The sequence below is a fragment of the Alphaproteobacteria bacterium genome, from assembly GCA_040905865.1.
Taxonomy (GTDB): Bacteria; Pseudomonadota; Alphaproteobacteria; order UBA8366.
This window is the reverse complement of the sequence record JBBDQU010000026.1, coordinates 32,807-45,549: the sequence shown is the minus strand read 5'-3', so window position 1 is coordinate 45,549 and position 12,743 is coordinate 32,807. Positions and strand designations below refer to the sequence as shown.

General features: G+C 63.3%; 13 protein-coding genes. 12 read left to right on the top strand and 1 reads right to left on the bottom strand.

Annotation, left to right across the window (positions count from 1 at the left end; genetic code table 11):
- Nucleotides 1-273: 273 nt before the first annotated feature.
- From WD767_05765 to WD767_05715, 11 genes are read left to right on the top strand one after another with little or no spacing between them, the layout of a single operon-like run.
- Nucleotides 274-2,541: an NADP-dependent malic enzyme gene (locus WD767_05765; protein MEX2615583.1), complete on the top strand. Its 2,268-nt coding sequence runs from the start codon at nucleotides 274-276 to the stop codon at nucleotides 2,539-2,541.
- Nucleotides 2,542-2,588: 47 nt separating this feature from the next.
- Nucleotides 2,589-3,986 carry a magnesium transporter gene (gene mgtE / locus WD767_05760; protein ID MEX2615582.1) on the top strand — a complete coding sequence of 466 codons (1,398 nt, stop codon included), beginning with the start codon at nucleotides 2,589-2,591 and terminating at the stop codon, nucleotides 3,984-3,986.
- Between the two features lie 53 nt (nucleotides 3,987-4,039).
- The gene (locus tag WD767_05755) at nucleotides 4,040-5,212 is read left to right on the top strand and encodes an isovaleryl-CoA dehydrogenase (GenBank protein MEX2615581.1); all 1,173 of its coding nucleotides are present in this window, start codon (nucleotides 4,040-4,042) and stop codon (nucleotides 5,210-5,212) included.
- A gap of 10 nt (nucleotides 5,213-5,222) precedes the next feature.
- Nucleotides 5,223-5,558 carry a diacylglycerol kinase gene (locus WD767_05750; protein ID MEX2615580.1) on the top strand — a complete coding sequence of 112 codons (336 nt, stop codon included), beginning with the start codon at nucleotides 5,223-5,225 and terminating at the stop codon, nucleotides 5,556-5,558.
- A gap of 44 nt (nucleotides 5,559-5,602) precedes the next feature.
- The gene (locus WD767_05745; protein MEX2615579.1) at nucleotides 5,603-6,079 is read left to right on the top strand and encodes a cupin domain-containing protein; all 477 of its coding nucleotides are present in this window, start codon (nucleotides 5,603-5,605) and stop codon (nucleotides 6,077-6,079) included.
- Nucleotides 6,080-6,106: 27 nt separating this feature from the next.
- Nucleotides 6,107-6,520, top strand: coding sequence for an MAPEG family protein (locus tag WD767_05740; GenBank protein ID MEX2615578.1), 414 nt, complete (start codon nucleotides 6,107-6,109; stop codon nucleotides 6,518-6,520).
- Between the two features lie 13 nt (nucleotides 6,521-6,533).
- Entirely contained in the window at nucleotides 6,534-7,193 is a 660-nt protein-coding gene (locus WD767_05735; GenBank protein ID MEX2615577.1) for an SDR family oxidoreductase, read from the top strand.
- A gap of 51 nt (nucleotides 7,194-7,244) precedes the next feature.
- On the top strand, nucleotides 7,245-8,852 hold the full coding sequence (locus WD767_05730; GenBank protein ID MEX2615576.1) for a carboxyl transferase domain-containing protein: 1,608 nt from the start codon (nucleotides 7,245-7,247) through the stop codon (nucleotides 8,850-8,852).
- A 13-nt stretch (nucleotides 8,853-8,865) separates the two neighbouring features.
- Complete coding sequence (locus WD767_05725) at nucleotides 8,866-9,663, top strand: enoyl-CoA hydratase/isomerase family protein (GenBank protein ID MEX2615575.1); 798 nt, start codon at nucleotides 8,866-8,868, stop codon at nucleotides 9,661-9,663.
- Nucleotides 9,660-10,463, top strand: a complete 804-nt coding sequence (locus WD767_05720) for an enoyl-CoA hydratase-related protein (protein ID MEX2615574.1) — start codon at nucleotides 9,660-9,662, stop codon at nucleotides 10,461-10,463. Before WD767_05725 ends, WD767_05720 begins: the two co-directional genes overlap by 4 nt.
- Nucleotides 10,460-11,251: an enoyl-CoA hydratase-related protein gene (locus tag WD767_05715; protein MEX2615573.1), complete on the top strand. Its 792-nt coding sequence runs from the start codon at nucleotides 10,460-10,462 to the stop codon at nucleotides 11,249-11,251. Before WD767_05720 ends, WD767_05715 begins: the two co-directional genes overlap by 4 nt.
- Nucleotides 11,252-11,257: 6 nt before the next feature.
- On the opposite strand, the gene WD767_05710 is transcribed toward WD767_05715, so the two are convergent.
- The gene (locus WD767_05710) at nucleotides 11,258-12,016 is read right to left on the bottom strand and encodes a hypothetical protein (GenBank protein MEX2615572.1); all 759 of its coding nucleotides are present in this window, start codon (nucleotides 12,014-12,016) and stop codon (nucleotides 11,258-11,260) included.
- A gap of 199 nt (nucleotides 12,017-12,215) precedes the next feature.
- Between WD767_05710 and WD767_05705 the strand changes: the two genes are divergently transcribed.
- On the top strand, nucleotides 12,216-12,719 hold the full coding sequence (locus WD767_05705) for an RT0821/Lpp0805 family surface protein (protein ID MEX2615571.1): 504 nt from the start codon (nucleotides 12,216-12,218) through the stop codon (nucleotides 12,717-12,719).
- Nucleotides 12,720-12,743 lie beyond the last annotated feature (24 nt).

Here is a 12,743-nt window from a genome sequence, read left to right as displayed (position 1 = left end):
TTGAGGTCGCTGTGGGAGAAATCCCGTGGAAGTTCGAGTCTTCTCGACCGCACCACAGTTCAAAGGGTTCGCCGGAAACGGCGGGCCCTTTTGCATTTTCGGGCCGCGCGCCGCATTTTTTCGGCGGTTCCGGCGGTCATTTTCCCGTCATTGCAACCGGATTTGTGGTATCTGCTTAACAGCGGGTCATACTTCTTTAATGACCGCTGGCTAAACAGCATACGATAACGAAAAGCCGTCGCTCCGGGCGGCGCCAGAGGGGGATTTCAGGCTATGAGCAATGAGCTGGACAAGGCGGCAATCGTCTATCATCAGATGGATCCGCCGGGCAAGCTGGAGATCGTGGCGACGAAGCCGATGGCGAATCAGCGTGACCTGGCGCTCGCCTATTCTCCCGGGGTCGCTGCTGCCTGCATGCTGATCGCCGAAGATCCGAGCGAGGCAGCCAGCGTCACTGTGCGCGGCAACCTGGTCGGCGTCATCACCAACGGCACCGCCGTGCTCGGCCTCGGCAATATCGGCGCGCTGGCCTCCAAGCCCGTCATGGAAGGCAAGGCCGTCCTGTTCAAGAAATTCGCCAATGTCGATGTCTTCGATATCGAAGTCGATGAAACCGATGTGGAAAAATTCGTCGAATGCGTCGCCCGGCTGGAGCCGACTTTCGGCGGCATCAACCTGGAGGATATAGGCGCGCCGGCCTGCTTCGAAATCGAGCGGCTGTTGCGCGCGCGGATGAACATTCCGGTATTCCATGACGACCAGCACGGCACCGCCATCGTCGTCGCCGCCGCGATCTACAATGCGTTGCGGGTCGTCGAAAAGGATATCAGGAAGGTTCGCCTCGTCACCTCCGGCGCCGGCGCCGCCGCGCAGGCCTGCGTGCATCAGCTCATCGCTCTCGGCCTGCCGCTGGAAAACATCATCGTCACCGACCGGACCGGCACGATCTACAAGGGCCGTACCGAGCGGATGGACAAGTACAAGGAATATTTCGCCAACGACACCAAACACCGGACGCTGACCGAAGCGCTGGTCGGCGCCGATATCTTCCTCGGCCTGTCCGCGCCGGGCACGCTCACCGGCGAGATGGTCAAGACCATGGCCGACAAGCCGATCATCATGGCGCTGGCCAATCCGAACCCGGAAATCACCCCGGAGGAGGCCCACAAGGCGCGGCCGGACGTGATCATCGGCACCGGCCGGTCGGACTATCCCAACCAGGTCAACAATGTGCTGTGCTTTCCGTTCATCTTCCGCGGCGCGCTGGATGTCGGCGCGACGGTGATCAACGAGGAAATGAAGGTCGCCTGCGTCAAGGCGATTGCCGATCTGGCGATGGCGGAAAGCTCCGATATCGTGCAGGCGGCGTTCGGTGGGCAGAATGTCGCTTTCGGTCCGGAAAAGCTGATCCCGAAACCTTTCGACCCGCGACTGATCACCGAAATTGCGCCAGCCGTCGCCAGGGCGGCGATGGACAGCGGGGTGGCGACCCGGCCGATAACCGATTTCGCCGAATACCGGCGCAAACTGGCCTCTTTCGTATTCCGTTCGGGTCAGGTCATGCGCCCGATATTCGAAAAGGCGCGGCTCGATCCCAAACGGGTCGTCTATGCCGAAGGCGAGGATCCCCGGATCCTTCGCGCGGTACAGATCGCGGTCGATGACGTGCTGGCCTTGCCGATCCTGATCGGCCGGACGGCGGTCATCGAGGAACGGGTCAAGGAACTCGGCCTGCGCGTGAAGATCGGCAGCGATGTCCAGATCGTCGATCCGCAGGATGAGGCGAACACCGACGCACTGGCCAGGATCTACCACGAAATGAACGTGCGCAGCGGCGTAACGCCGACCCATGCGCAGGAAGTCGTCCGCAACAATCCGACCGTCCTGGGTGCCATGATGGTGAAACAGGGCATGGCGGATGCGCTGATCTGCGGTACCCATGGCCAGTACGAAAAGGACCTGAACGACCTGGCGCAGATCGTCGGCAAAGCCGAGGGCGTTACGGATGTCTCCGCGCTCAGCCTTGTCGTCGTGCCCAGCGGATCCTATTTCCTCTGCGATACCCATGTGTCGCCGGACCCGTCGGCGGAAGAAATCGCCGGGATGGTGCGCCTGGCGGCGGAAGAAGTGAAGCGGTTCGGTCTTGTACCCAAGGTGGCGCTGCTGTCGCATTCCAATTTCGGCACGCGCAACAGCCCGTCGGCGGTCAAGATGCGCGAAGCGGTGGCCCTGCTGCACGCCAGCGATCCGGACCTGGAGGTTGAAGGCGAAATGCATGCGGACGCGGCGATCAACGAAAGCATCCGCGCCCGCGTGTTCCCGAATTCGAAGCTCAGGGGCAGCGCCAACCTGCTGGTTGCGCCGTCGCTGGATGCGGCGAATATCGCCTTCAACCTGCTGAAGACCATCGGCGACGGGCTGTCGGTCGGACCGATGCTGATGGGCATGGCAAAACCGGTGCATATCGTGACCCAGTCGGTCACGACCCGCGGCGTCGTCAACATGACGGCTTACGCGGTGGTGGACGCGCAGGACCACTGATAACGGGGCGCTCGGGGTCGGCCGCCTCAAAGGAAGGGATTTTATAGATGGCCGATCCAGGCGCTGCGGATGTGGAAGAGCGGGAAGAGGACGACCTGGACGGCCTTTACGGCCTGACAGACGAACTCGTACGGTCGGTCCATGAGGCGATTGCCGAGGACGACCGGGAAACCCTGAAGGAACTGGTCGAGCCGCTGCACGCGGCCGACCAGGCCGACCTTGTCCAGGCGCTGTCGACATCCGATCGCGACCTGATCGAAAATTACCTCGGGCGGGAATTCGACCCCGAGCTGTTTTCCTATCTTGACGAATCGGTCCGCGAGGACCTGCTGGAGGATCTGGAACCTGAAGCGCTGGCCCGGGTCGTCAACGAACTCGATACCGACGACGCGCTCGACATCATTGAAGATCTCGATGAAGAAGAGCAGGCTGCGCTGCTGCAGCAGCTTTCGGTCGTTGACCGGGCGCTCTACGAGGAGGCCCTCAGCTTTCCCGAGGAAAGCGCCGGACGGCTGATGCGCCGGGAATTCGCCGCCATTTCGCTGGAATGGAATGTGGGGCAGGCGATCGACTACATGCGCTCCGGCGTCGAACTGCCCGATGCGTTCTACGGGCTGTTCGTGGTCGGGCCCGACCGCAAGCCGAGCGGCATGGTCATGACCAGCCGGCTGCTGCGCCGCCGACGTTATGTGCCGGTCAGGAATATCATGGAGACCGATATCAAGATGATCCCGGCAACGATGGATCAGGAGGATGTCGCCTTCCTGTTCCGCCAGTACGGGCTTGTCGAGGCGCCGGTGATCGACGATGCGGGACGGATCGTTGGAGTTATCACCGTAGACGACGTGGTCGACGTCATCCATGAGGAGCACGAAGAAGACCTGCTGAAGCTGGGCGGCGTGCAGTCCGACGATCTGTATGCGGCGGTCGTCGAGACCACGCGGCTGCGCGGTTCCTGGCTGTTCGTCAACCTGGTGACGGCAATCCTTGCATCGCTGGTGATCGGAATGTTCGAGGCGCAGATCGAAAAAATCGTGGCGCTTGCGGTGCTGATGCCCATCGTCGCCTCGATGGGCGGCAATGCCGGGACGCAGACACTGACGGTGGCGGTGCGCGCGCTGGCCGTGCGCGAACTGACCGCCGCCAACGCCATGCGCGTCCTCGGCAAGGAGATGCTGGTCGGGTTGATCAATGGTATCGCCTTCGCTGTCCTGATGGGCAGCATCGCCTGGTTCTGGTTCTCCGACCTGACGCTGGGCCTGGTGATCGGCGCCGCTATGGTCATCAACCTGATCGTCGCCAGCCTGGCCGGGCTGCTGATCCCGCTGGGACTGGACCGCGCCGGCATCGACCCCGCCGTCGGGTCCACCGTCATCCTGACGACGGTGACCGATGTCATCGGATTCCTCTGCTTCCTGGGGCTGGCCGGGCTGGTGCTTTTCTAGTCAGCGCCGCGAAATCGGCCCATAATTGCCGCGCCTGACCTGAGGGAGCGACGATGATTGCCAATCAACTGCCGGGGCTGAATTTTCATCTGGGCGAAAGCGCCGACATGCTGCGCGACATGGTGCGCAGCTTTGCCGCCGATCATATCGCGCCGCGCGCGGCCGAAATCGACCGGAACAACGAATTTCCCATCGACCTGTGGCCGCAGATGGGCGCGCTGGGCCTGCACGGGATCACGATCGCGGAGGAATATGGCGGCGCGGGCATGGGCTATACCGAACATGTCGTCGCAATGGAGGAACTCAGCCGCGCCTCCGCCGCCGTCGCCCTGTCCTATGGCGCGCATTCGAACCTCTGCATCAACCAGATCCACCGCAACGGGACCGAGGCGCAGAAGCGCCGCTACCTGCCGAAGCTGATTTCCGGCGAGCATGTCGGCGCGCTGGCGATGAGCGAAAGCGGCGCCGGCTCCGATGTGGTTTCCATGCGGCTTCGGGCCGACCGCAAGGGCGACCGCTTCATCCTGAACGGCACCAAGATGTGGATCACCAACGGTCCGGTTGCCGATACGCTGGTGGTTTATGCGAAGACCGACCCGGAAGCGGACAAGCGCGGTATTTCCGCCTTCCTGATCGAGAAGGGATTCAGGGGCTTCTCGACGGCGCAGAAGCTGGACAAGCTGGGCATGCGCGGCTCGGATACCTGTGAGCTGATCTTCGAGGACTGCGAGGTCCCGGCAGAGAACATGCTTGGCGACGAAGGTCGTGGCGTCAATGTACTGATGAGCGGGCTGGACTATGAACGGCTGGTGCTGGCCGGCGGTCCGCTGGGCATCATGCAGGCCTGCATGGATGTGGTCGTGCCGTATATCCACGAACGCCGGCAGTTCGGCCAGGCGATCGGCGAGTTCCAGTTGATGCAGGGCAAGCTCGCGGATATGTACACCACGATGAATGCGACGCGGGCCTACGTCTACGCCGTGGCGCAGGCCTGCGACCGGGGCGACACGACACGCAAGGACGCGGCCGGGGCGATCCTCTATGCCGCGGAGAAGGCGACCTGGATGGCGCTTGAGGCGATCCAGTGCCTCGGCGGCGTCGGCTACATGAACGAGTTCCCCACGGGCCGCCTGCTGCGCGATGCGAAGCTGTATGAAATCGGCGCGGGCACCAGTGAAATTCGCCGCATGCTGATCGGCCGCGAATTGTTCGAGGAAACGAAGTGAGGCGCGCGCGATGCAGCGGCTCATAAACGCGACCGGCTATTCTCTCGCGGGGTTACGGGCGACATGGGCGAATGAGGCGGCATTTCGCCAGGAAGCCATGCTTGCCGCGATCATGATGCCGATAGGTCTCTGGTTGGGCGATACGGGGCTGGAGCGGGCGGTGCTGGTGGGGTCGCTGCTGCTGGTCCTGATCGTCGAATTGCTGAACAGCGCTATTGAAGCCGTGGTCGACCGGGTCGGCAGGGAAATCGTGCCGCTGTCCAAAATCGCCAAGGATGCGGGGTCGGCGGCAGTGCTGGTCAGCCTGCTCAACGTCGTTGTGGTGTGGACGCTTGTGCTGGTTTGAAGGCATGATGACATCTGCGGCGGCAAGCATGCGGGAGATAAACCATGAGCGGAAAACCGGAAAAACCGGCTCTTGACCCGGCGACCCTTGCCGTGCGCCACGGCGCCGGCTACCCGGGCGATCTCAATGCGGTATGCGCGGGGCGGGAAAAGCGCGCGCTGGGCGATGCGGCCGGGTTGACCAATTTCGGCGTCAATCACGTCATCCTGCCGCCGGGCGTCGCCTCGGCGCACCGGCACTGGCACGCAAAGCAGGATGAACTGATTTATGTGCTGGAAGGCGAGATCGTGCTGGTTAGCAATGCGGGCGAACAGGTGCTGACGCCCGGCATGGCGGCAGGGTTCCCGGCGGGCGTGGCCGACGGACACCAGCTTGTGAACCGCACGGACCGGCGGGCCGTGTATCTGGAAGTCGGCGACCGTACGGCGGGCGACACGGTGGATTACCCCGATATCGACCTGACGCTGACAAACGGGCCGGAGGGGCGCGTTTTCAGGCACAAGGACGGCAGGCCCTATTGACCTGCCCTGAACCGGGAGGTGTGTGTCATGATGAATGAAGCGATGTTGTCAACGGACCTGATGATGCTGACCTGGAGCGCCGCGCTCTGCGCCGTGATCTGGGTGCCGTATATCCTGGCGCGACTCGCCGCTTGGGGCGTGCTCGACGCCGTCGGCTACCCGGAATCGCCGCCGCAGGTGCCGGCCTGGTCGGCGCGGATGCACAAGGCGCATCTCAACCTGGTGGAAAATCTCGTGCCGTTTGCGGCGCTGGTGCTGGTGGCGCATGTCGCCGGCGTTGCGAACGAGACGACGGCGCTGGGCGCGCAGATTTTCTTCGGGGCCCGGGTCGTGCATGCTGTCGCCTATATCTTCGCGGTTCCGTTTGTGCGGACAGTGGCATTCGCCGCTGGCATCGTCGGCATGGCGATGATCTTCATGGTCATCGTCGGATTGATATAGCAGGGAGACATTCATGCCTACCGTATTGATCACCGGGGCGGGCCGGGGGATCGGCAAGGGGTTTGCAGGGCATTATGCTGCGGAAGGCTGGCGCGTGATCGCCACTGCCCGCAATCCCGAGGGGCTGCCGGAGGAGGCGATGCCGCTCGATGTCACCAGCGACGGTTCCGTGCAGGCGCTGGTGGACAGCCTGACGGGCGAACCCATCGACCTGCTGATCAACAATGCGGGTATCACCGGGCCACGCGGTTCCGGCGTGAGCAATCTCGATTACGAGGCCTGGGCGGAAGTTCTCGAAGTCGATGCAATCGCCCCGATCCGGGTCGCTGCTGCGCTGGCGGATAATGTCGCGAAATCCGACCGCAAGCTGATGGTCTTCATCTCGTCCAGGATGGGCAGTATCGGCCAGACCCATTCCAGCGATTCGATCTTCTATCGTTCAGCCAAGGCATGCCTGAACCAGGCGGTGAATGTGATGTCGCATGACCTGAAATCGCGCGGCATTGCCTGCGTGCTGTTCCATCCCGGATGGGTGCGCACCGATATGGGCGGGGCTGGCGCCGCCATCGACGTGAAAACCAGTATTCGCGGTATGACCAGTGTCATCGCCCGGCTTGGCGCCAGGGATAACGGCCGGTTCATAAATTATGACGGGTTCGATATTCCCTGGTAGGACCGGTTAGCGTAAACACATCATCCCGATCCACGAGGAGCCGATCCTGATATGAGTGTTCTGCAATCCGCCATCAAACCGCGCGCGGCGGAATTCAAGGCGAATGCCGAGGCAATGGCGGCATTGGTCGACGACCTGAACGAAAAGCATGAAACCGTCGCACGCGGCGGCAGTGAGGCGGCGATGGAACGCCATGTTGCGCGGGGCAAGATGCCGGTGCGCGAACGCATCCGCGTGTTGTGCGATCCGGGTGCGCCGTTTCTGGAATTCTCGGCGCTCGCCGCCCACGGCATGTATGACGACAATATCGCCGCCGCCGGAATCGTTACCGGCATCGGCGTGGTGTCCGGCATCGAATGCGTCATCGTCGCCAATGACGCGACGGTGAAGGGCGGGTCGTATTATCCGATCACGGTGAAGAAGCATTTGCGCGCGCAGGACATCGCGCGCGAAAACAACCTGCCCTGCATCTACCTGGTCGATTCCGGTGGCGCCAACCTGCCGAACCAGGAGGGGATATTCCCCGACCGCGACCATTTCGGGCGGATATTCTATAATCAGGCCACCATGTCCGGCCTGGGCATTCCGCAGATTGCCTCGGTCATGGGGTCCTGCACGGCGGGCGGCGCCTATGTGCCGGCGATGTCGGACGAGGCCGTGATCGTACGCGGGCAGGGTACAATCTTCCTTGGCGGCCCGCCGCTGGTGAAGGCGGCAACTGGCGAAATCGTCACGGCGGAGGATCTCGGCGGAGCCGACCTGCATTCCCGGACCTCCGGCGTGACTGATCACTTCGCAAACGACGACGCGCACGCGCTGTCGATCTGCCGCCGTATCGTCGCCAACCTGAACCGGACAAAGCGGGTGGATTTGGCGCTGCGCGAACCGCGCGATCCGGTCTACCCGGCGGAGGAACTCTACGGCATCGTCAATGCTGACCCGCGAAAGCCCTATGACGTCCGGGAAATCATCGCCCGCGTCGTCGACGGCAGCGAGTTCGACGAGTTCAAGCAGTTGTACGGCCCCACGCTGGTTTGCGGCTTCGCCCATCTGCACGGCTATCCGGTCGGGATCGTCGCCAATAACGGCATCCTGTTTTCCGAATCGGCGCTGAAGGGCGCGCACTTTATCGAACTCTGCTGCCAGCGCGGCATCCCGCTGATCTTTCTGCAGAACATTTCCGGCTTCATGGTCGGACGGAAATACGAAGCCGGCGGTATCGCCAAGGACGGCGCGAAGCTTGTAACCGCTGTCGCCTGCGCCAATGTGCCGAAATTCACCATGATCATCGGCGGCTCGTTCGGCGCGGGGAATTACGGCATGTGCGGCCGCGCCTTCGGCCCGCGCATGCTGTGGATGTGGCCGAATGCGCGGATTTCCGTCATGGGCGGGATGCAGGCGGCCAGCGTGCTGGCGACCATCCGCCGCGATGCGATGGAAGCGAAGGGCGATGCGTGGAGCGCCGAGGAGGAGGACGCCTTCAAGGCGCCGATTCTCGACCAGTATGAACGCGAGGGGCATCCCTATTACGCCACCGCCCGGCTGTGGGATGACGGGGTAATCGACCCGGTCCGGACACGGCAGGTGCTGGCGCTGGGCATTTCCGCCGCACTGAACAAACCGATCGAACCGACCCGGTTCGGCGTGTTCCGGATGTAAGGGCCAGAAATTTATGAATGACGAAATCCTGTTGTGTGAAACGGACGGGCGCGGCGTCACCACGGTGACGCTGAACCGGCCGGATATCCACAATGCGCTGAATGCGGAACTGATCGCGGCGTTGACCGAAACCTTCGAGCGGCTGAACGCCGACGATGCGGTGCGCGCGGTGGTGCTGACCGGAAACGGCAAGAGCTTTTCCGCCGGCGCGGACCTCAACTACATGAAACAGGCGGCGGGCCAGAGCGAGGCGGAGAACCTTGCCGATGCCCGCCATATCGCGGCCATGTTCCACGCGCTGAATACAATGCGCCATCCGACCGTGGCGCGGGTCAACGGGGCGGCCTATGCGGGCGGCACCGGGCTGATCGCCTGTTGCGATATCGCGATCGGCGCCGACCATGCTCAATTCGCCGTGACGGAGGTGCGGATCGGTATCGCGCCCTCGACCATCAGCCCCTATCTGCTGGCGGTGATGGGCCCGCGCGCCGCGCGGCGCTACTGGCTGACGGCGGAGCGGTTCGGTGTGGAAGAGGCGATGCGCTACGGGTTACTGCACGACGCCGTACCGGCGGCGGAACTTGAGGTGAAGGTCGCGGCGGTAATCGACGACCTGCTGCTGGGCGGGCCCGGCGCCATTGCGGCGTGCAAGGCGCTGGCGCAGCAGTTGCACGGTCCGGTGACCGCTGAGATGCGGGAACGGACGGCGGCGGGCAACGCCCGGATCCGGGTCACGGATGAAGGCCGCGAGGGGCTCAACGCCTTCCTGGAGAAACGAAAGCCTTTCTGGCAGACGGGGGGCGCAAGATGAATGACGAACCGGTTGTCCTTTGCGATATCGACGCGCGCGGGGTCGCGACGGTCACGATCAACCGGCCCCGGGTCAACAACGCCTATAACGGCGAGGTCGTCGATGCGTTGCTCGACGGCGTGCTGGCGCTGGGCGCGAATCCCGATGTCCGCCTCGTGGTGATCCGCGGCAACGGCCGCCATTTCCAGGCCGGTGCGGACCTGAAATGGCTGAAGTCTGTCTCCGCCCTATCGGTCGAGGAAAATATCGAGGTATCGCGCCGCACGACGAACGCCATCCTTTATCTGGACGCCTGCCCGAAACCGACCCTGGCGCTGGTGCATGGCGGCTGTTTCGGCGGCGGCACCGGTATCGCGGCGGCCTGCGATATCGTCATCGCCTCGGAGGACGCGGTGTTTTCGATTGCCGAGGCCCGCTGGGGCGTCATGGCGGGGCCGATTTTCCCGCAGCTCAATGCGGCCATGGGCGCGCATAATGTCCGACGCTACGCGCAGACCTGCGAACGCTTCACGGCGGCGGAGGCGCGGGAGATGGGGTTCGTGCATGAAGTCTGCCCGACCGGCGGGCTGGACGCGGCGGCGGCGCCGGTGATCGCGGCGACCCTGTCGAACGGCCCCAATGCGGTGACGGCGACCAAGGCGCTGATCCGCGAGATGGCGAGGCTTGATGTCGACGAGGCAGCGGCAGAGTCGCTGGCGCGCGGCCACGCCACGAAGCGAATGTCCGCCGAAGCGGAGGAAGGCCTGACGAGTTTTGCCGAGAAACGCGAAGCCGCCTGGTATCCGGGAGCGGAATCATGAGCGGTCCTCTACTGGAAACGCGAGACAGGCGCGGGGTTGTTACACTGACAATCGACCGGCCGGTACGGCGCAATGCACTGGATATGGCGGTAATTGACGCCATGACGGAAGCCTTTGCGCGCGTCGAGGCGGACGTTTCGGTGCGGGCCGTGGTTATCGCCGGGACCGGGCTGGTCTTTTGCGCCGGCGTGGATTTCGATTGGCTGCGGCGCGCGCAGGGCCAGGACGAGGCCGCGAACCGGACCGATTCGGACAGGCTGGCGGCGATGTACCATGCCGTCGACGCCTGTACCCGGCCGGTCGTGGCGCGGGTGCAGGGCGGCGCCTGGGCCGGCGGATGCAGCCTGCTGGCGGCCTGCGACGTTGTGGTGGCGGGAGAGAGTGCGCGCTTTGCCATTACAGAGGCGCGGATCGGCCTGACGCCGTCTCTGATGCTGCCGTATATGATGGGCAGGGTCGGATTGCGGCAGGTCCGCCGATACTGCCTGACCGGCGAGGTCTTCGACGCGGCGACGGCGCGGCGGATCAACCTGGCCAGCAGTGTCGCGCCCGATGCGGAACTCGACTCCGCCGTGGCGGGGATTGTCGATGCGCTGCTGCACTGCGCGCCGGATTCGCTGGTCCAGACCAAGGCACTGGTCCGGGAATGGACCCGTCCGCCCGTGACCGTATCCGTCATCGCCCTCTCGGCCGGGGCCTTCACGCGGGGAAGGGGTGGCGACGAGGCGCGGGAGGGACTGGCCGCCCGCGCCGCTGGGCAGCCGCCGCAATGGGCTACCAGTGGCTGAACGCTACTACTTCGGGAAAATATCGTCGCCTGTGAGTTCGGTGAACTTGTACGCCATATTGAAGGGGAAGTGGGCGTTTCCGGTGTCCGGCGTGCTGCCCTGCGCAAAAGCCAGGGCGCCGGCCCGGTTCGCGCCCTGGGGCGGGATCGGCTGGAACCGCGTATTTCGCCGGGTCGTAATGCCGCGGATCCGGATATTGTCCAGCAGGTTGGCGACCTGGGCCTCGGAATAGGCCGGCCCCCCGACCTTGCCGCAACTGTACCCGAACAGCACCTTGCTGTTGCGGAAATCGGGATCGTCCTGGCGGGCATCCCATTCATTGGCGAAACCGACGCAGGGACGATTGTTATCCGCCAGCCTGAAATGCTGGTAGAAATAGGAACCGAGCGCGGTGCCGAGTTGGCCTTTCGCGCCCCAGGAAACACCGTGATTGCGGGCGATATTCCAGGTTTCGACCATGCGCTGTATCGTCATTCCATAGTTCAGCACGATGGTGTCGCGCTCGTTGGCGACGGACAAAATGATTTCACTTTGCGCATCTTCGCCCTGGAACAGGGCGTATTCCTCACGCTGCCACATATCCGTAAACACGACATGGCGCGACGGCGCGTTTGCGAATTCGTCGGTGGTCAGGAGGATGGCGGCGTCATCGATGCCGGCCCAGGCGACGTCCGGCCCGCTAGTCCCTGTCGTCTCGCAACCTGTCAGGGCAAGCGCGGCGACAAAGAGCGGCGCAATGAATTTTGACTGGAAATCCAAAGACATTTCAATCGTCCCGCGCAGTTCTATTCCTCGCCATTAGATAGGCAGCGGATCAATAAGAACAAGTATTAAAAGTACAGTCAATATTGAATGTAAATAGTTAACGAATTATTTCCAGTCCCCTGCACCGCCATATTGTAGTCACAATGTTTGTTATCCTGTGATAAATCGGAATCGGGTCCGCTCCCGGCCGGATGTGAACATGTGGAAAAAACGAATAAGCACCTTTCGGTTCATCCATGTCGGCCCCCTCTTTGGAATGTTGCTGGCTGGCGTGTTCCTGGCTGGCTGTGCGGGGACGACCGTGGGCGGTGCACTAAGCGAGGCGGATCATGCTATTCGTGTCGCCGCCCGCGCCGATGCGTTGGAGAATCGCAAATCCGGCGAAGCCGCCAACTGGCATAATCCCGATTCGGGCAACCGGGGAACGGTGGTGCCGACGCGGACGTACAAATCCGATTATGGCGAGGATTGCCGGGAATTTCAGGAGACAGTGACCGTCGGGGACCGCACTGCCGTCTACAATGGCACATCCTGCCGCCGGGCGGATGGCACCTGGCGCATCGCGCGCGGCCCGTACCAGCGGGACAGTGCGGCTTATTACGATCCCTGGGGACCACATTGGAGCTACGGCGCCCGCCACCGCCATTTCGGTTACTGGGGACCGCACCGCTTCGGTTACGGGGCTTATTACGGCGGCTGGTAGGGCGTTCGCCAAATGGTTGCGGCG

Coding starts and splice junctions, on each gene's coding strand:
- WD767_05765 (MEX2615583.1), top strand. CDS start 274: ATGAGCAATGAGCTGGACAAGGCGGCAATCGTCTATCATCAGATGGAT.
- mgtE (MEX2615582.1), top strand. CDS start 2,589: ATGGCCGATCCAGGCGCTGCGGATGTGGAAGAGCGGGAAGAGGACGAC.
- WD767_05755 (MEX2615581.1), top strand. CDS start 4,040: ATGATTGCCAATCAACTGCCGGGGCTGAATTTTCATCTGGGCGAAAGC.
- WD767_05750 (MEX2615580.1), top strand. CDS start 5,223: ATGCAGCGGCTCATAAACGCGACCGGCTATTCTCTCGCGGGGTTACGG.
- WD767_05745 (MEX2615579.1), top strand. CDS start 5,603: ATGAGCGGAAAACCGGAAAAACCGGCTCTTGACCCGGCGACCCTTGCC.
- WD767_05740 (MEX2615578.1), top strand. CDS start 6,107: ATGATGAATGAAGCGATGTTGTCAACGGACCTGATGATGCTGACCTGG.
- WD767_05735 (MEX2615577.1), top strand. CDS start 6,534: ATGCCTACCGTATTGATCACCGGGGCGGGCCGGGGGATCGGCAAGGGG.
- WD767_05730 (MEX2615576.1), top strand. CDS start 7,245: ATGAGTGTTCTGCAATCCGCCATCAAACCGCGCGCGGCGGAATTCAAG.
- WD767_05725 (MEX2615575.1), top strand. CDS start 8,866: ATGAATGACGAAATCCTGTTGTGTGAAACGGACGGGCGCGGCGTCACC.
- WD767_05720 (MEX2615574.1), top strand. CDS start 9,660: ATGAATGACGAACCGGTTGTCCTTTGCGATATCGACGCGCGCGGGGTC.
- WD767_05715 (MEX2615573.1), top strand. CDS start 10,460: ATGAGCGGTCCTCTACTGGAAACGCGAGACAGGCGCGGGGTTGTTACA.
- WD767_05710 (MEX2615572.1), bottom strand. CDS start 12,016: ATGTCTTTGGATTTCCAGTCAAAATTCATTGCGCCGCTCTTTGTCGCC.
- WD767_05705 (MEX2615571.1), top strand. CDS start 12,216: ATGTGGAAAAAACGAATAAGCACCTTTCGGTTCATCCATGTCGGCCCC.